The organism is Rhodococcus sp. KBW08 (assembly GCF_003852455.1).
Taxonomy (GTDB): domain Bacteria; phylum Actinomycetota; class Actinomycetes; order Mycobacteriales; family Mycobacteriaceae; genus Rhodococcus_F; species Rhodococcus_F baikonurensis.
Map to the genome: position 1 here is coordinate 1,224 of NZ_QAJJ01000002.1, position 18,586 is coordinate 19,809.

Sequence of the window (18,586 nt, forward strand, 5' to 3'; positions counted from 1 at the left end):
ATCGCGTGGGCAATCGTGATGACACCCTTCGTGGTCGTCGCAACAGCTGCTGTACGGATCTTCGGGGACCTCGGGACCGACCGACTGGCCGTGCCGATCGCCGTCGGCATTTCGATGATGGGAGTCGGTGCAGGATTGGTAGTGGCGATATCCGCCAAAGCGCCCTACCCGGTTCCGGAGATGAAGAAGACGTTCTCCTTCAACACCCGCGGGTCCTTCAACGGCTCGTCCTTCGGACTGATCATCCTCGGCATCGTCATCTTCGCCGCGACAACGGCGCCCGGCGTTCTACTCGGGGCGCTGCTACCGAACCCGGTGAACTATTTCGCCATCCCTGTCGCTGTTGCGATTGGTGCACTGGGTGCTTGGATCGGGGGCCGCGTCGCGATCACCCGTATGCAACGCGAGCCGGATCGGATTCTGTTCGCAGTTACCACCACATGATCGTTGCCCAGATAGTCCGAGAATTTCTGGGCGTCAGCGCAGTAGCCGCAGCTTGCACCAAAAAACTCAGTCTGGGCAATCGGCTTATCAGGGAGCCAGGTAGCCAGGTAGCGCAGCCTCAACGCGTTCGGTCCTCGCATATCGCCGCCGGCGCTTTCGTGACATAGCTTCCGCTCGAGCCGAACCGTTGCCCTGGAATCATCGCACCACCAAGATGTTTGGCATGCCCCCGGAGCACCACGGTTCCGTACGTGTCGCCGAACGTCCCGGCCGATGCGGGAACTGCGCGCACCCGGCCCCTTCGCTCGAGCGCGGCTGGATCGAGCGCTGCCTCAGGTTCGCACCCCAACCCGCTCGGTGCGCAGAAATCCTGGTGATGGACCACTACACCGGAGCGATGGAATTCTGCCGGTGCCGACATCCGTTCCACGGGTCCTGATCGCGCCGGATCCTCGAGATCCGCTGCCGAGCCGAGTCCCTCGGCGCCCCGGCTCGACAGCGGAATAACACTTGAATCAGCTCAGCGAGCTCAGCAGCGGCTCGAGAAGCTTGTAGAGCTCGAAGATTCCGATGATCGTTGAAATAGAACCCATGATGATCCTCCGTGATTCGTGAACTTTCCGTGACGTCGCGTCACAGGCAGAAAGCTAACAAACCCGGCATTCAAACGGGGACCTTGAATGTGTCCGGCAGATGAACTCCCTGCTCGCAGAATCCTTTTGGTGATCAGCGTCATGTTCGACGAGAAATAGGCCCAACCGTCACATCACCTGACATTGACCGACGGCTGCAGCGAAAGTCTGCCCGTTGCTGTCTGGCGATACTTGGCACTATTTCCGCCCCTCCAACTCTTGCTTTGTCTGACGAATCCGATTACATTCCTCCACAATAACGGTACGCGTAACGAAATATCAAGACTCGTTACTGCGCCAACCGATATACGCAGTGCCACAACCCTTCCAGACTCCTGGTGGGGTGACGCATCGTCGCGTCGAGAAGCTCCTCACTCCCCGATCGAAAGAGAGCACGATGACCACTGAGAGCATCTCCGGACATCAGCAGCGACCGGTTGCAACAATTGCCAGCCTGACACTTCTGATCGCAGCAGTCGCCGCTCTCGAAAGCATCATCGTCCCCGCACTCCCCCTGATACAGCGAGACTTCGGAGTGACGGCCGACGTCGGAGCGCTCGCCTCCGTCGCTCTGACGTTGAGCACTGTTCTCGTCACGCCGATGGCCGGGCGAATAGCCGACGTGTACGGCGCCCGTCCCACATTGCTCGCGATCACGACCATCGTCGTGCTCGGCGGCAGCGTGTCCGCTCTCGCAACGATCTTCCCGCTGTTCGTCCTCGGTCAGTTTCTCCAGGGATTCGGGCTTGGGTTGTTGCCCGTGAGCTTCGTGGTCCTACGACGCACTTTGTCCTCGGAACAACTGAAGACGGCCACCGGATTGCTCGGTGCCGTCGTCGTGGCGGGCGGCGCTCTGGGAGTCGTGCTGGCCGGGCCCGTCGCCGAAAACGTCTCCCGCACCGCGATGTATGCAGTTCCGACCGCTTTCGTCATACTCGGCGCAATTGCTTTTGCTGTGAGCACACCACGAGATCGCATGTCGAAGGTCGGCGGCCGGCTCGATTGGCCGGGAGCGGGTGGATTGGCCCTGGGATTGTTGACGCTGACCGCGTGGCTTGCGAGCGCGTCGAGCAACGGTTGGGGCGCACCGACGTCGATGCTGCTGGTTCTCGCTGCCGCTACGGTGTTCACGATCTGGGCCAGGTATCAGGGCCGGACCAACGAACCGATGGTGGACCTGACGATGATGCGGCATCGTTCGATGTGGAGCGCAGTGGTCGTCGGCGTGGTTTTCGGGTTCACCTACGGCGCAGTTGTCTATCTACTTCCGCAGCAACTCGCCGCGCCCGAGGAGAGCGGATTCGGCCGCGGTGCATCGACAAGTGCTATCGGAATCCTGCTGTGCATCGGCTACGGCGCAGCGGTGATCGCGTCGGTGATCTCCGGAAAGCTCGCACAACGGGTCGGCACGAAAGCCATTGCGGTAGCGGGAGTTGCCCTCCTCGGCCTGAGCGGCGCCGTCGGAGTCTTTGCAACCACGATGTGGCAGATCGTTGTGGTGCTGATCCTGGCGGGTACCGGCGTTGCGGCCGCGTCGACGGCAGTGTTCGTCATCTCCGCCGACAGCGCACCGGCAGACCGCGTAGGTGTCACGACGGCGATAGTCACCATCGCCAGATCGCTGGGTTCTGCCGTCGGAACCCAAATTGCCGCCGGGATCATCGCGAGCGCGACTTCATCCGGCGGCCTTCCCCGACACTCGGCATTCGCCACGGCCTTCGGGGTAGCGGCAATCGTTGCGTTTGTCGGACTCGTTGTCGCGGTGACGATGCCGAGGGCTGGGGCCGGGGCAACCATGTTCAGTGGTCGTCGTCCTCGTCGAAGTCCGCGACTCCGCGCTTCCAGTAGCCGGTGATCAGGTGGTCGCCCGAACTCAATCCAAGTTCGTCGCGCACGAATCTGCGAATCGGCTTGAGGCTGGTGGCCTCACCGGAGATCCAGGCGTAGACGCGCTCGCCCTCGGGCACCGTCACCGTTCGGACGGCCTGCTCGAGTAGATCGGAGTGACCGGCCGGCACGTCGCCGCGGTACAGCCATCGCACCTCGACGCCTTCCGGAACGGTGAGTTCGATTTCCTGTGAAGGATCGGTGATCTCGACGAACACCCACCCGGCAGCAGCAGCGGGCATCATCTCGAGCCAACGAGCAATGGCAGGAAGGGCGGTGATGTCACCGGCAAGCAGATAGCGGTCGTACGTCCACGGAACCACGACGCCACCGGGCGGCCCCGCCACGTGCACCCGAGTGCCGATGGTGGCCGCCTGAGCCCAATCAGAGGCGTACCCACCGTCGTGGAGCGCGAAGTCGAGGTCCAGCTCCCCCGCCTCGGCGTCGTATCGACGGACGGTGTACTCACGCGAGATCGGCAATGGACGAGGCCACTTCAGGCTGAATCCGTCGCGTTCGGGTAGACGCAAAGTTCCGTCTGCATCCGGGTACACCAGGCGGACATGCTCGTCGGGAGCGTGCGATTCGAAGCCCGCCAACTCCGGTCCACCCAAGGTCAGACGCAGCAGTCCGGATCCGACCATTTCGCTGCGAACAACTTCGAGTTCGCGAATGCCGATGGGGTACGGCACTTTTGCGCCGGTGGTTCCCGCCAGAACTTCGGCGATGGTCGCGAGGTGGTCTCCTCGGTTCATGAACTACCTTCCTTTTCCGGCGGAGCATTCCCCACCGGCACAGTGTTTTCGGAGTGATCGACTTCGTTGATCTCCGAAGTTACCCGGCGCACCGAACCCAACGTTGCCAGGAGCACCAGGCCCAATGTCAGACCGGCGAGCCCCAAGACCAGTAGCGCGGCGCCCGGCTCGAGCCACTGCCCGAGGAACCCGGCTGCCATCGAACCGATCGCCGTACCCGTGACGGCTTGCACCATCCACAGACTTGACACGCGTCCGCGCAATTCGTCCGGCGTGTTCTGTTGAAGGACTGCAAATCTCAGAATGTCGTTGAGTGCGCGGCCGAGGCCGAATCCGGCCAGGCCCAGGAACGCGACAATCGCTGCTCCCGACGCACCCAGTACCACCAGGCCGAGGGGCATCAGCGCAACAGAGATCAACATCGCGGCGCCGTTGCGGTGGACTCGTCCCGTCCACCCGCTGGTGAGGGAACCGATCACGGCGCCGACGGCCGGGGCGCCGTAGAGCAGACCGAGCATGGTGGGTCCGCCGCCGAGAACCTGGTCGACGAAGGCAGGCAGCAACACCATCGGCCCGCTGACGAACATGACCAACAGTCCGCTGATCAGGATGCCGCGAATGACTGTGTGCGTGCCGGCGAATTTCACGCCGGTCACAAGCGCGCGCATCGGGCTTTCGTGATTCGTGCCCGGTGCAGGGGAAGGGCCGATGGCTTGGAACAACGTGACAGTTGCTGCGGTGGCCACCGCAGCAACAAAGTATGTCGCGGGGATGCCACCAGAGGCGATGATCACGCCGGCGATTGCCGGCGAGATCATCGTCCCGATGTCGGTGGTCAGCGCTACCAAAGCGCCGGCCGCAGCCATCTTGTTGCGCGGCAACAACGTCGGCATCAAAGCCATCAAGGCCGAGCTGCTGACACCGCCGGCCAAGCCGTCGACAGCTGCCGCGACGTAGATGACCCACATCGACGGGTGTGGCAAGAGCGCATTGCAGCCGAGAATGACAAAGCCGAGGCCCGCAGTACTGCGGGCCAACTGGATGGTGCGTCGCCGGTCGTAGCGATCAGCGAGCACGCCGCCGAACAGGCTGCCGAAGAACATGGCGATGGCCATCGCCGTGGACACTCCGGCAACCTGCAAGGTCGACCCGGTGAGCTGGTATGTCTGCGCGGGAACGGCTACGACGAGCAGTCCGATCCCGAGCAGCGAGATCAATCGCGCCGAGAAGGCATACCGGAATGGACGGCTGGTCCGCAGCGGTGAAACATCGATCACCAGCCCACCGAATCGAGTCATGCGAAGGTCTGGCCGATCAGGTCGAGCGTAGCCATTGCGCCGTCGTAGTCAGGACGGTAGCTGCTGGCGGGGAGCTCGAACGTCGTGCCGGCCTTGAACGACGGCAACTGCGAGTAGAGCGGATCGGTGGCAAGCTCGGCCATCGGGCGACCGGACACCGGAAGGACAAAGGCGACAGGCGCATCGGCGACCTGCGAGAGCAGCTCCGGGCTGACCTCGAACGAGTCACCCGAGCCGAAGAGCTGCGGGTTGCCGGCCTTGGCCATGACGTCGTCGGCCTTGAAACCGAGCTCGGCGAGCATCGCGGGCAGCGCGGCCGTCGGCGGAACGAGGTACGGCTTGTTGCTCGAGACCGAGAGGAAGTAGACGACGTTGCCCTCGGGAACCTTGATCTTGCCCTTGACCTCTTTGACCTTGTCCTCGTATGCGCTCAACAGTGCCGGAACCTGGTCGGAACGGCCCGCGGCGTCGGCGACGATTTCAAGCTGCTTGTCCCAGTTGGCAACCGTCTTGGGGACCAACACGGTGGGTGCGATAGCGGTCAGCTGGTCGTAGAGTTCCTCGGCCTGAACCGAGGTGATGCCCTGGCCACCGCCGATGATCAGGTCGGGTTCAGCCGCCGCGACGGCCTCGATGTTGAGCTGCTCGCCGGCCGGCAATTCCTTGGTGCCCTGCGCCTTTGCGGCGTCCGACCATGCCGGCGGGAATCCACCGTCGAGGTTCGTGACACCGAGCACGCGGGTATCGGTGGCAACCACCGGTGCGTCCAGGGCGTACAAGTATCCGGCGAGACCGCCACTCAGAACCACGATGCGCTCCGCCGACGCGGGCACGGTGACCGAGCCCTTTTCGGTTTCGATCACGCGCGTCGTGGGCTCTGCAGCCTTGGTCGGTTCGTCGTTCGAATCGCTGCTGCAACCGATCATCGCCACGAGTGCGACGATCAGCAACCCTGCGATGGCGACGAAACGTCGCCAACTCCGTATCGCGAGGGGCGGTGTGGACTTCATCATTGAGCTCCCATTGTGTTTCAACTGTGTGGTTTTCGAACTATGTGGCCGTGCGTTTCGACAGATGGCTGTCGAGCAGCGGGGCAATCGCCGCCCACCCGGCTGGGGTCACCAATCCGGCGTGGTCGTACGGCAGATGGTGTACTGCCATGTCCCGGTCCCCGCGGACTCCGCGCCAGCGATCAGCCAGCAGCTGTCCGGACGCCTCGGCGTCGGCGGTGATCAGAGTAACCGGTCCGTCGTAGGTTGTGTCCGTCGAGCGGGCCACGAGCAAACGAGTGGCATCAAAACCCGCCAGAACAGCCTCGACCAGTCCCGGTGCCTGAGTGAGGATCTCGGGCGGCAGGGCGGCGGCCAGATCTCGGTCGTCTGCATCGTCGCGACCGCGATCGTCACGATCTCCCAGTGGATGAGTATCGATCAGACCGACGAACTCCACCGTCTCGCCGATATCGACCAGCTGAGCCGCCATCGCGGCAACGACGTTGCCACCGAACGAGTAGCCGAGCAGGTGGTACGGCCCGCTCGGTTGCACGCCGCGAATCGTGTCGACGTACATCGCTGCCAATTGGTCCACGTTCGTCGGTTCGAGTGGTTTCCCGGCAACTGTGGGCAATTGGAGGCCGAACAGTGGACGGTCGGCCTCGAGGACGCCGGTCAAAGGTGCGAAGGGCCAAGCGAATCCACCCGCCGGATGCACGCAGAACAGTGGTTCACCGCTGCCTTCGGCCCGAAGCATCAGCAGGTGATCGCGACTCAGATCGATGTCGGACGCCGGCTCGTCAAGGTGTGCTGCGAGCTCGGCAACTGTCGGACGGGTCATCAGCGTTCCTACACCGACGCTCAACGACAGGTCGTGCTCCATCTCCCCCACGAGCCGCATCGCTCGAAGCGAGTCGCCGCCGAGATCGAAGAAACTCTCTTCGGGATCCACCGCATCAACTCCGAGTACCCGCGCAAAGACCTGGCACAGGCACCTTTCCATCTCGGTTCGCGGTGCTCTGGCCGCCGCTCGGGCAGGGGGCGCCGGCAACGCACCCCGGTCCAGTTTTCCGTTGGGCGTCAGCGGTATGGAATCCACGACGACGATGTCCGATGGAACCAGGTGTGCCGGTACGCGCTCCCTCAATTCGGCTCGCAGATCGGTTGCATCGGCGCCGGGTTCTTCGATGACGTAACCGACCAGTCGCGGCGGCGCGCCGCCTTCGCTTCGGACTGACGCTGCCGCTCGCAACACTCCCGGCAACGACGCCAACGCGGATTCCACTTCACCCAATTCGATTCGAATGCCTCGGATCTTGACCTGATGGTCCGCGCGGCCCAGGTATTCGAGTTCACCGTCGCGGCGACGCAGTACGACATCACCCGTGCGGTACATGCGCCTGCCGACGGAGTAGGGGTCTGCAACGAACACAGCGGAGGTCAGGGCGGTCCGGTGGAGGTAACCCATCGCCGTTCCGTCACCGGACATGTACAACTCGCCCGCCGCTCCGATCGGAACCTCCCGCAGCCCCGAATCGAGTACCCGCGCAGACGCGTTCAGAATCGGACGACCCAAGCACGGTGTCTCGCTCCCCTGAACCGGGGATCCCATCGCATTGATCGTGAACTCGGTCGGTCCGTAAAGGTCGTACCCGTCGACACCGTCCTGATCGCGCAGTCGCGACCACAGTTCGGCAGGCACAGCTTCTCCGCCGAGCATCACCAACACAGGCGTCCGCTCACCGTCGAGGAGACCGGCGGCCATCAGTTCCCGTGCATACGAGGGGGTTACGTTCACGACGTCGATCCCGACTTGGCGGTAGTGCTTCACCAGAGACACGGGGTCCAGTCGCGCCTGCTCGTCGATCACGTGAACTTCATGCCCGGCGAGCAACCAGAACAGTTCTTCCCACGACATGTCGAACGAGAACGAGACTGTGTGCGCGATGCGCAAACGTCGACCACCAGCGCTGTTCTCCGTCGGAGTGAAGATCTCGGCCTTGTGATTGTGATACATCGTCGTCAACCCGCGATGACCAACGACGACGCCCTTGGGTTTTCCGGTACTGCCCGAGGTGTAGATGACGTAGGCAGGCTGATCCGGTGAAGTCGGCCCGCATACCGCGGCCTCGTCGACGACTGGTGCCGGAGCCTGCCCGTCGAGTACCCCGGTTACGTCCGGGTCGTCGAGGACCAGACACGCCTGTCCATCGGGAACAACGAGGTCACGCGTCTGAGTCGTGGTGACCACCAGCGCAGCATCGCTGTCGAGGATCAGTTCGCGCAGGCGTGCCGGCGGGTGAGCCAGATCCAAGGGAAGATATGCCGCTCCGGTCCTCATGACGGCGAAGATCGCTACGACGTGATCGGCGGTACGAGGAAGTGCGAGCGCCACAACACGGGTCGGACCCCCGCCTGGCGCCGACTGCCCCAGCACCGAGGCGAGTAGCCGCGCCAGTCTGTCCACCCGAGAGTTCATCTCGGCCGCGCTCAGCGTGACGTCACCGAAGACCAGTGCAGTGTCGTCGGGTGTGGCCACCGCCCTTTCGCGGAGCAAGGCGTCCACGCTGCCGCCCGCCTGGTCCGGCCGCGGCATCACGACGTGCTGTGAAGCGAATTCCGCGGGAGTGCTCGAAAGCGGAATCGTCGTGTCCGCCACCGTAGCCGTGTCGGATGTCGCCATCACTTCGAGAATCGTGATGGTGCGTGACAGGACGTCCTCAGCCACGTCGTGCGGAATCAGGTCGGGGCGGTTTTCGAGTGTGAGCGCCATCGCCGCATCCCCGACACCCGGGTCCACATCGAGCGTGAGCGCATAGTGAGTGCCGTCCACCGCATCGAACCCGACGATTCCGCTGCGCCCGAACGTGTCTCGACGTGCCTGTTCGTCGCGCGGGGTGTTGCGGAAAACGTAGAGCGTGTCGAAGAGCGTGGCGAACCCTGCGCTTCGCTGTACGTCACCGAGCCCCAGAAAGTGATGCTCGAGCAGCGAACCCTGCTCGCGGAACAGGCGACCGAGCAGCGCCGGGATCTCCTCACCTGGCCGTACGCGGACACGCACCGGAATGGTGTTGAGCGCCAGGCCCACCATTCGGTCGGCGCCCTCGACCTCGGGCGAACGTCCCGAGACCGTGGATCCGAAGACGACGTCGTCTCGGCCCGTCACAGCACGCAAGGCCAGGCCCCACGCCGCAGAGACGACGGTGGACAGGGTCACGCCGCTACGTCTGGCCAGCTCGCGAACTGCCTCGGTGACGCTCTGCTCGAGCTGAACGCGGGTGAACACCGGCAACGGAGCCCGCCCACCTGATCCCGTACCACCCACGAGTGTGGGCTGCTCGAGATCCGCGAGGTAGTCCTTCCACGACGAGAGGGCGTCCGTGCGATCCGATTCGGCGATCCATCGCAGGTGATCACGGAAGTCCGCAGGCTTGTCGAGCGCGCCGTCGAGTCCAACCGGGTCCGTGCCGTGAGTGCGAGCAAACTCGTAGAGCGCCAACAACTCCGCGTACATCAAGGTCTGCGACCAACCGTCGGTCAGCAGGTGGTGCTGAGTGAAGACGAGGTGCGCTCCCCCACCTGGCAACCAGACCAACACCATTCGAATGAGTGGCGGCGCACTCAAGTCGAACAGCCTGCCGAATTCGGCCTCGTCGACTGCGCGGACCTCGATATCCAAGTCCTCGGGTGCGACAGCGCTCAGATCGATCTCACGGAAAGGCATTTCGGCTTCCCTGGGCACGAACTGCACCGGAGCATCGAACCCGGCGTGTGTGAATCCGGCCCGCAAGTTCGGATAGCGCCGCAAGAGCGCATCCCCCGCTGCGCGGAGTGAGCGAACGTCGACGGCGGCATCGGCGGAGAACTCGAATCGCGGCTGCATGTGATAAACATCCGTACCGCCGGCACCGTCCAGAACCGACTGGAAGTACATGCCTTCCTGCAAGGGACCGAGCGGTAGCACATCCTGCCAGCCCGGGCTCAGCGACTCGAGCCGTGCCCGTCGATCCGTATCGACGGCTACGAGAGGGTTCGGCACACGATCCGGCGCGGTGTCGGGCAATGCCTTGCGGTCTACCTTCCCGTTGAGGGTGAGCGGTAGTGCCTCGAGAACCGTGATGGTCTGCGGCACCATGTGTTCGGGTAGGAGCCGCGCAATCTCCTTGCGCACCAGTACCGAATCGAGCGCGGTTGCACCTTCGGGAACCACGTATCCGTGCAGACTTCCGGTACCCGCCGCATCGACGCGGACGGTGGCTGCCGCGCGGAACACACCGGCTACCGATCCGAGTGCGCCTTCGACCTCGCCGAGCTCGATGCGGAAACCGCGGACCTTCACCTGATCGTCCGCACGGCGCAGGAAGTGCAAAACCCCTCGCCTGCGTCGGACCAGATCTCCGGTGCGGTAGAGGCGTGCCCCCGGCAGAGAAGGATCGGCGACGAACCGAGCGACGGTCAGATCGGGGCGGTTCAGGTATCCGCGAACCACCTGCGCACCGCCCAGGTACAGCTCGCCCGCAACGCCTTCCGGAACCTCGCGCAGGTCGTCGTCGAGGATTCGTACGTGCACATCGGTCCAGGGTCGACCGATCGTGACTGGGTCACCGGTCGTGATGACCGAAGATGTCGCCCACACCGTGGCCTCGGTGGGTCCGTAGACATTCCGGACCGAAGCAGCGTTGGCCACCAGATCGTCGGCAAGATCCTGTGGGAGTGCTTCCCCTCCCACCAAGGCGCGCACCGCGGCGAGGCGGGGCGCATCCTCATGTTCGGTGACCACTCGCCACAGTGCCGGCGTCGCCTGCATCACTGTCGCATCACTCGCGATGATCAACGCCAACAATGCATCCGGGTCGCGAACCGTCCGGCGGTCCGCGATGACGACCGTGGCGCCCGCTGCGAGCGGGCACAGCAACTCGAGTGCCGCGATGTCGAACGACACCGTTGTCACCGCCACGATGCGATCGCCCGGCCTGATCCAGCGATCCTCGACTACCGTGTCCGCGAAGGCCGCGAGGTTGCCCGTCGAGACCATCACGCCCTTGGGGCGACCCGTCGAACCGGAGGTGTGGATCATGTAGGCGAGGTGATCACCCGCCGCAGGCGCCGGAGGAAGCACGACGCCCGAGTTGGTGAACTCACCGTCCACGAAGACGCTCGTGGCGACCGTCGACGGAAGTTGACCTGCGCTGTCGATACTGGTCAGGACACACACCGGCGACGCGTCCTCGATCATGAACTCGAGCCGCTCAGTCGGGTAGTCGACGTCGAGTGGCAGGTACGCCGCGCCGATGCGCAGTACCGCGAGCAGTCCGGCCACCAGATCCGCATCTCGATCGAGCGCGACGGCGACTACCTTCTCAGGCCCTGCGCCGGCCGCGAGCAGTTCGCGAGCCAACTCGTCGACCCGCGCCGACAGTTCCCCGTAGGTAATTCCGACCTCACCGAAGACTACCGCGACGTCGTCGGGGTGACGGCTGACCTGTCGGGCGAACAACTGCGAAATTCCGGCAGGCGACGTCGCGCGTCGGTCCGGGTCACGGTCCGACTTGCTCTCCGGCAGCCGGAGATCCGCGACGACGGTGCTGTTTTCGTGGCTCAGAACCGCGATCACACCGTCGAGCAGTGCGTCTGCGGTGGCGGCGTCGAACAGCCCGGCATCAACCGTCAATCGAAGTTCTGTTGCAGTTCGGACGAACTCGAGGTCGACGCTCTTACCGGGCGAGTGACCGACGCGGGCAGCGAAGAGGCTGCTGGTAGGACGTCCGAGTAGATCGGCGATTCGGTCGAGGCTGACATCGGAATGCGCGCGTGCCTCGGACACTGCGTCTTCGACTCGTCGAACGACATCGGCAATGTGCGGCCGGCCGGACAGGTCGATCCGAATCAGGGTGTCCGTCTCGTCCGAGGACAGCCCGACCGCAAGGTCCCGACCACCGCCGAAGCCGTTCAGCGTCGCCGCCACGGCGGCCAACAGCACCGCGTCGAATCTTGATCCGTCACCGAACCGAGCATCGCGTAACTGACGAACGTAGGTGTGCGGGCGGTACTCTTCGCCGCGCGAGCGATCGTAGGGAAGGTCCGTTTCGAGGGGCAGGCCCGCAAGCGTGCGAACCCAGTACCGCTCGTGATCAGGATTTCCAGCCGCTGCCGGGGAGCGGAACGTCGCCGCGTTCACTGTAGGTCGATCAACGACAGCGACCGAATCCGGCGAGAACTTCTTCTGATCGACGCGGGCGGCCGCGGCAAGACCGAGGGGGGTCGGGGTGTCGAACACATCCGAGACGACGACGCGGATGCCCAGCTTCCGCAGACTGCCCACCAACCTCATCGCAGTGAGCGAGTGACCACCGAGAGTGAAGAAATTGTCTCCTGGATCGACGTCGGAAAGCTCCAATACCGTTGCAACACAGGCACACACCGCATCGACGACCGCGGGATCGGCGTCGATCGCCTGACGTTGCTCGTCGGCCCTCTTCGTGGCGGCCGTTGCATCGGCAACGCGGCGTGTCTGTCGGACAACCGTCAGCACCGCGGATGCGGGAGCTGTCGGTTCGGTCAACAAACCACGCAGGATCTCGGCGAGCCGAGCGACCGTTCGCTGCGCCGTGGCTTCGGAGACAACCGCCGGATCGTGGTACAGGACCAGATCCAGACCGGTGCTCGGCGGTGCCATCAACGTCATCGGATAGTGCGTGACTCCGCGGTTGGTGAATCCCTCGACCCGAAGTGTGTGCGACGCAGGCTGTCCCGCACCGGAGTTCGGGAAGTTCTCGAATACCAGGAGCGTGTCGAACAGTTGACCGATCCCGGCGATGCGTTCGATCTCGGCCAAACTGGTGTGCTCGACGTCCACGATGTCGAATTGCGCGTTCTGCAGCCCCACGAACTGTTCCAGCAAAGGCTCGTTCGCGGCGATGTCGAGGCGGGCCGGAATCGTGTTGCTGAACAACCCGACCATCCCCTCCACTCCGGCGAGTTCGGCAGGTCGACCTGACACGGTGGCCCCGAACACGACGTCCCACTGTCCTGTCGCCTCGGCGAGCGTAGCCGCCCACGCGCCCTGGACCAGCGTGTTGATCGTCAGCGCTCGCGCACGGCCGAGTTCGATCAACGCATCGGCGTCCGATGCCGCAAGTGGAACTTCGAGCGCGACGGGCACACTTCGCGGCGCCCCTATGTCGGCAACGAGAGTCGGCGCGGCGAGCCCACGTAAACGCTCGCTCCACACTGCACGGGCAGAGTCCTGATCCCGGCCGGCGATCCACGCCAAGTAGTCGCGATACGGAGTCGGCGACGGGAGGTGCGCATCGCCGTCATGGTAGACGTTCATCAACTCGCGCAGGACGATCGGCGTCGACCACCCGTCCGTGAGCAGATGATGCGCGTTGAGAACGAGTCTGTGCACCCCACCGGGCAGCCGGATCAGTAGAGCGCGCAGAAGTGGCGGCGAACTGACGTCGAAGACATGCTCGGCGGCCTCGTCCTCGAGCTGAGCTGCAGAGCGGAATGCGGTGGCAGCTGGAACGAAGGTCAGGTCGACCGAACGCCACTCGACTCCTGCACCGCGCGGAATGACTTGAACGGGACGTTCGAACTGCTCGTAGTGGAAAGCGGCGCGCAAGTTCGGGTGCCTGTCGATCACCGTCTCGAACGCGTCGGCCAGCTTTCCTTCGTCCAAGGGGCCGGAAAGGTCGAAGCGTGCAGTAAGCGTGTAAACATCTGCCGCGCCGTCGCGGACCGCGTGGAACAGGAGACCTTCTTGAAGCGGCGACAACGGAAGTACGTCGGCAAGCGGTCCGTGGACGGCTTCGAGTTCGTCGATCCCTGCCTGATCGACCAGCGCGCCCTGGCCGAAGATCGTCGCCGAGCAATCGGAAGGCGTCAAACCACCCTCGAAGAGCGCGGCATGCGCGGTCAGGGCAGCGAGCGCACGTTCCCAATGCTCTTGCAGCTCGACGATCGTCGCGTCGTCAAGCACTGAACCCGCCGCAGTCCATTCGACTGCCAGCGTCGTCTCGCCATCCTCGCGGACGAATGCGTTGAGCGCCAGCACTTCCGACATGGCCTTGGTCGCCGGTTCGATAACCGCGAATGCATCCTGTTCCGGCAATCGCCATCCGGTTCCGGGCAGGGACGGGAAGCGGCCGAGATAGTTGAGCAGCAGTTCGGGAGTAGCGCACGCGGAAAGATCAGGTGCGGTTTCGGGATCCAGGTGCCGCAGAACTCCGTAGCCGACGCCACCTCCAGGCACGGCGCGTTTTGCCTCCTTCACCGCCCGAAGCAGATGCCCGGCAGCTGCTCCGCCGCTGAGCGCGTCGGAAAGATCGTCGGCGGTCAGCAGTGCTTCGGTGGGAACCCGAACCGGGAATTCGCTGGTGAACCACCCGATGGTTCCGGCGAAGTCGGTGTCGCTGGTGAGCGCGTCGCGGCCGTGGCCTTCGACGGTGACGGTCTGCGCGGGCAACCCGGTCAGGCCGCGACCGTGCTGCCACGAGCGCACTGCAAGCATCAAACCAGCAAGAAGCACTTCGTCGGCCTTGGCTCGATACGCCGCCGGAAGCGTGGTCAACAGCGCGTCGGTGACCGCCGGGGGCGCAACAGTTGTCGTGCGGGAAGCTGTTGCGGTCACGTCGATGTCCGGGTCGAGACGACGGCTGCCGATCGGCTCGTCGTCCGCCTGCACCGATGCGGACTTCCAGTGCTCCAGCTCTGATGCCCTGCTGCCCGAGGTCCCGAATTCTGCGAGCAACCCCGCGTATCGACGCCACGAAGTGCCGCCGGCAGCCAACCGGGCGGACCTGCGCTCGCGTGCAGCATCGGTGGCTTCGTGGAGATCGGGAAGCAGAATTCGCCAGGACACACCGTCGACGATCAAATGGTGAGCCACCACGATCAATTGATCGGGCCGACCGGCCTCAGTCCTCACCAGCACAACGTGCAAGAGTTCACCGGCGCGTGGATCGAGACTCGCTGCCGCCGCCTCTGCGAGCTCTCTGATCCGGAGCGGTTCGGGGCTGTCGGACACCTCGCGAACGAGCCCTTCGCTACGCACCGCGCCCGCGTCGCGGACGATCAATTCAGCAGTGCCGCTGTCGTTGTCACGCCGCAGGAGCAGACGGAGAGCGTCGTGGTGATCGAGGACCGTCTGTACGCCGGACTGCAGGTCATCCAGCGAGAGGTCGTCGTCGATGCGCACCGCAGTCCACTGCGCGTAGCCCGCGATTGCCTCGTCTGTCGGATTCTTGTCGATCAGTGCCCGAACGATCGGCGGAGCGATCACCGTGCCGGTCGCCACGTCCGCGACCGTAGCTGCGACGTCGGCGTCATCGGCAATCTTGCGCGCTGCAGCGGCAATTGTTCCCAGATCTCGCTGTGCAAGAAGCTCTTTGGGAGCCACGACCAGCCCGCGCACCCGCAGGCGACTGCTGACGCTGATTGCCGTGATGCTGTCACCACCGAGGCCGAAGAAGTCCTCGTCCACGCCGACGCGTTCGCGGCCGAGCACCTCGGCCACCACGTCACAGAGAATTTCTTCGTGCGGTGTGGACGCAGCGCGACCTTCCGACTCGGTAGCCGGGGCGGGTAGTGCCGCACGATCGAGCTTTCCGTTCACCGTGACGGGTAGTTCGTCGAGAACGACGATTGCGGCCGGAACCAGATGATCCGGTACACGACCGGCGAGGTCTCGGCGTAGCTCTTCCTGCGGCGGAAGCGTCGCGCCGACAGCGGCGACAACGTAGCCGACCAGGCTGGGCCGTCCTCCGTCCGTACGGATCAGCGCGGCAGCCGCGCCGATTCCGGGCACCGATCCGAGAACAGCTTCGACCTCGCTCAACTCGACACGATGTCCGCGGATCTTCACCTGCTTGTCGCTACGACCGATGAAGTCGTAGCCCCGCCCCGGTACCCAGCGCGCGACGTCCCCAGCGCGGTACATCAGATCTCCCGGAGCACCGAAAGGATCGGCGACGAAACGCTCGGAGGTTGCGCCGGCGCGGCCGAGGTATCCCCTGGCCAATTGCGGTCCGGCCAGATAGAGCTCACCTCGTTCACCGTCGGCGACCGGCTCGAGCGCGCTGTCGAGCAGGTACGCACGGGTACCCGCGAGGGGGTACCCGATACGCGGCCTGGCGCCTTCGACCGTGGTCGCGATCGCATCGACCGTCGTTTCGGTGGGGCCGTACAGGTTTCGAGCCGGAACACCGGATTCGATGATCGCGTCCCACAGTGCGGGCGGTGCCGCTTCGCCGCCCACGACAAGCAGTTGCAGCCGCTGCGTGCGCAGCAATCCGTTGTCCACCATCGCTGCCGCCATCGACGGCGTCGTGTCGACCACGTCGACACGATCTCGCTCGAACGCCGCGACCAGGGCAACAGCGTCCTTCTGGAGTTCTTCGTCGTACACGTGAACCCGATGACCACACAGCAGCCACAACAGCTGATCGAGAGACGCGTCGAAGGCGAACGACGCCGTGTGCGCGGTGTGCAGTTGCCGGTTTCCGACTCGCTCGGCAGTTTCCCGGTACATAGTGGCGCGGTGGTGGTGAAGCAGATGCGCCAATCCACCACTTCTGACCAACACCCCCTTCGGCTTGCCGGTCGATCCAGAGGTGTAGATGACGTACGCCAGGTGATCACCATGCCGCGGTGTCGCCAGTTCACCGAGTTCGAGTGGAAGCTCGGAATTGGCACGGAGTTCTTCTCGCGCGGCATCGGAATCGAGTGCGAGCGGGACGGGCCGCGAATCTCCGACGAGTTTCCCGGCCAGTGTGGAAGTGGTGAGCACCACCTTCGGTTGCGCGTCGTCGACCAAGTCCCGCAACCGCTCAGCCGGGTGCTGCGGATCCAAGGCCACGTACGCTGCGCCCGCGCTCAATGTCGCGAGCAGCGCGACGACCATCTCGGACGTTCGCGGAAGTGCAAGTCCGACAATGTCGTCCGGGCCGACGTCGCGAGCGCGAAGCAACCGCGCAAGCCGGTGGACGCGGCCACCGAGTTCTGCGCCTGTCAAACGTTCCTCACCGCACACGAGGACCGTGTCATCCGCATGATCGGCGACGATGCGGTCGAAGACGTCGGGGACGAGCTCGACGGAGCCAGGCACAGGTTCGGTCTCACGGCCGGCAAGGATCCGCGCAGCCTCGGGTGCCGGCATCATCTGCACCTGTCCGACGGCAGGATCTTGCTCCCCCACCAACGCGTTCACGATGCTCACGAAACCGGAGAGGCGTCGCTGAACCGAATCCCGAGTATTGGTACGCGCGTCCACTTCGAATCCGAGAAGGACTTCGCCGTCCGCTATGGGGGTGACCGTCAAACCCAGGTCCTCCGGCGGACCTCCGGCGACGTTACGCAGTACGCCCACAGCGCCGGCGAAGTCGAGGGCGAAGTCGAAAGCCTTGAGATTGATTCCGATCCCGTGAAGGAGTGCGCCGGTGCCCGCGACGCCCAGGTCCCGAGCAAGATTCTCACCGCGGTAGCGCTGGTGTGCGCGCAGGCTTTTCATCGTGGCGGCTACCTGCTTGCTCAGGTCACCGAGACGATCGTGGCTGCGAATCGTCAACCGGAGAGGCAGAACGTTGACTGCCATGGCCGGGGTCTTGAGTGCCGTGCGCCCAACGCGCGCCATGAGTGGCATCGCGATGACAACATCCGTCTCACCCAGCAATCGGTGGAGAAACGCGCCGTAGCAGGCGATCAACGCCTCGGCCCACGTTGTTCCCGTCGCGTCTGCCACCTTTTTGAGGCGGCCGAGGGCGTCGGCACTGATGACCTCACGAACCTGGATCGTTCGTTCCGCCGGACCGGCGACCTGCTGGCCGCGCCCGTCCAACGCGGGCAACGGCGTCAGGACATCACGCCAGTAGTCACGATCTTCCGCGAACTGCTCGCCCGCCCGGTACGCCTCGTCCTCGCTGACCAGATCGGTCATAGAACCGAATCGCGTTGGCGCGACCTCGGTTCCCTTCTTCGCGGCCGTGTAGTGCGCAGCGACACGGCGCGAAATCATGGCTGCGCTGTATCCGTCGACGATCAGGTGGTGATAGAGCTGGATGCACCAGATTTCGCGATCGGAGAGCCTGATCAGCGAGTACGTGTACAGCGGACGCTCCACCATCAAGCGGCAGTACTCGGACGCCCGGCTGCGCTCGGCGTCGACCAATGCGTGCGCCACGGCTACGGGATCGCGCTCGTCACGGACATCGGTGACGGGGATGGCGCCCACCGGTTCGTCGGAGATGTACTGACGCGGGCCGTCGACTGTCTCCACCATCCGCAGCCGCATGGTTTCGGCTTCACCGATCGTCGCCGTGATTGCGGCCGTCAGAAGGTCGGTGTCGATCGGTTCGTCGCCCGAGATTTCGAGCACCTCACCGACGAGGTAGCTCCGAGATTCGGGATCAAGCCTCTGCGCGTTCCAAATCCCGAGTTGAGCTCCTGTGAGAGCAAACGTAGCTTCGTTTGCCGCCCCGGAGTTCGAACCTGGAAGAACGCTCACACTGATCCCCTCGTCTGTGGACACACGTCACCCAAGGGTGACCTAACGTCGTTTTGGGTAGCCTAAACTAAATGGC

The 18,586-nt window shown here is 64.3% G+C and carries 5 protein-coding genes and 1 pseudogene; 2 read left to right on the plus strand and 4 right to left on the minus strand.

Annotation, left to right across the window (positions count from 1 at the left end):
• Positions 1 to 444 (plus strand): annotated as a pseudogene (locus DBV08_RS00380) (ABC transporter permease); the annotation flags it as partial.
• A 1,029-nt stretch (positions 445 to 1,473) separates the two neighbouring features.
• Positions 1,474 to 2,931 (plus strand): MFS transporter, encoded by a 1,458-nt coding sequence (locus DBV08_RS00385; protein WP_260395210.1) that lies wholly within the window; start codon positions 1,474 to 1,476, stop codon positions 2,929 to 2,931.
• On the opposite strand, the gene DBV08_RS00390 is transcribed toward DBV08_RS00385, so the two are convergent.
• Genes DBV08_RS00390 through DBV08_RS00405 form a run of 4 tightly spaced genes read right to left on the minus strand, consistent with a single transcriptional unit; the run spans position 2,876 to position 18,510 of the window.
• The gene (locus DBV08_RS00390; RefSeq protein WP_124566201.1) at positions 2,876 to 3,718 is read right to left on the minus strand and encodes a siderophore-interacting protein; all 843 of its coding nucleotides are present in this window, start codon (positions 3,716 to 3,718) and stop codon (positions 2,876 to 2,878) included. The genes DBV08_RS00385 and DBV08_RS00390 overlap by 56 nt on opposite strands.
• Entirely contained in the window at positions 3,715 to 5,016 is a 1,302-nt protein-coding gene (gene entS, locus DBV08_RS00395) for an enterobactin transporter EntS (RefSeq protein WP_124566202.1), read from the minus strand. Before entS ends, DBV08_RS00390 begins: the two co-directional genes overlap by 4 nt.
• Positions 5,013 to 6,026, minus strand: a complete 1,014-nt coding sequence (locus tag DBV08_RS00400; protein WP_095970745.1) for a Fe2+-enterobactin ABC transporter substrate-binding protein — start codon at positions 6,024 to 6,026, stop codon at positions 5,013 to 5,015. Before DBV08_RS00400 ends, entS begins: the two co-directional genes overlap by 4 nt.
• A gap of 40 nt (positions 6,027 to 6,066) precedes the next feature.
• Positions 6,067 to 18,510 carry a non-ribosomal peptide synthetase gene (locus DBV08_RS00405; protein WP_260395211.1) on the minus strand — a complete coding sequence of 4,148 codons (12,444 nt, stop codon included), beginning with the start codon at positions 18,508 to 18,510 and terminating at the stop codon, positions 6,067 to 6,069.
• Positions 18,511 to 18,586: the final 76 nt, after the last annotated feature.

Excerpts from the sequence above, each read along its gene's own strand:
- DBV08_RS00385 (WP_260395210.1), top strand. The coding sequence starts at position 1,474 with ATGACCACTGAGAGCATCTCCGGACATCAGCAGCGACCGGTTGCAACA.
- DBV08_RS00390 (WP_124566201.1), bottom strand. The coding sequence starts at position 3,718 with ATGAACCGAGGAGACCACCTCGCGACCATCGCCGAAGTTCTGGCGGGA.
- entS (WP_124566202.1), bottom strand. The coding sequence starts at position 5,016 with ATGACTCGATTCGGTGGGCTGGTGATCGATGTTTCACCGCTGCGGACC.
- DBV08_RS00400 (WP_095970745.1), bottom strand. The coding sequence starts at position 6,026 with ATGAAGTCCACACCGCCCCTCGCGATACGGAGTTGGCGACGTTTCGTC.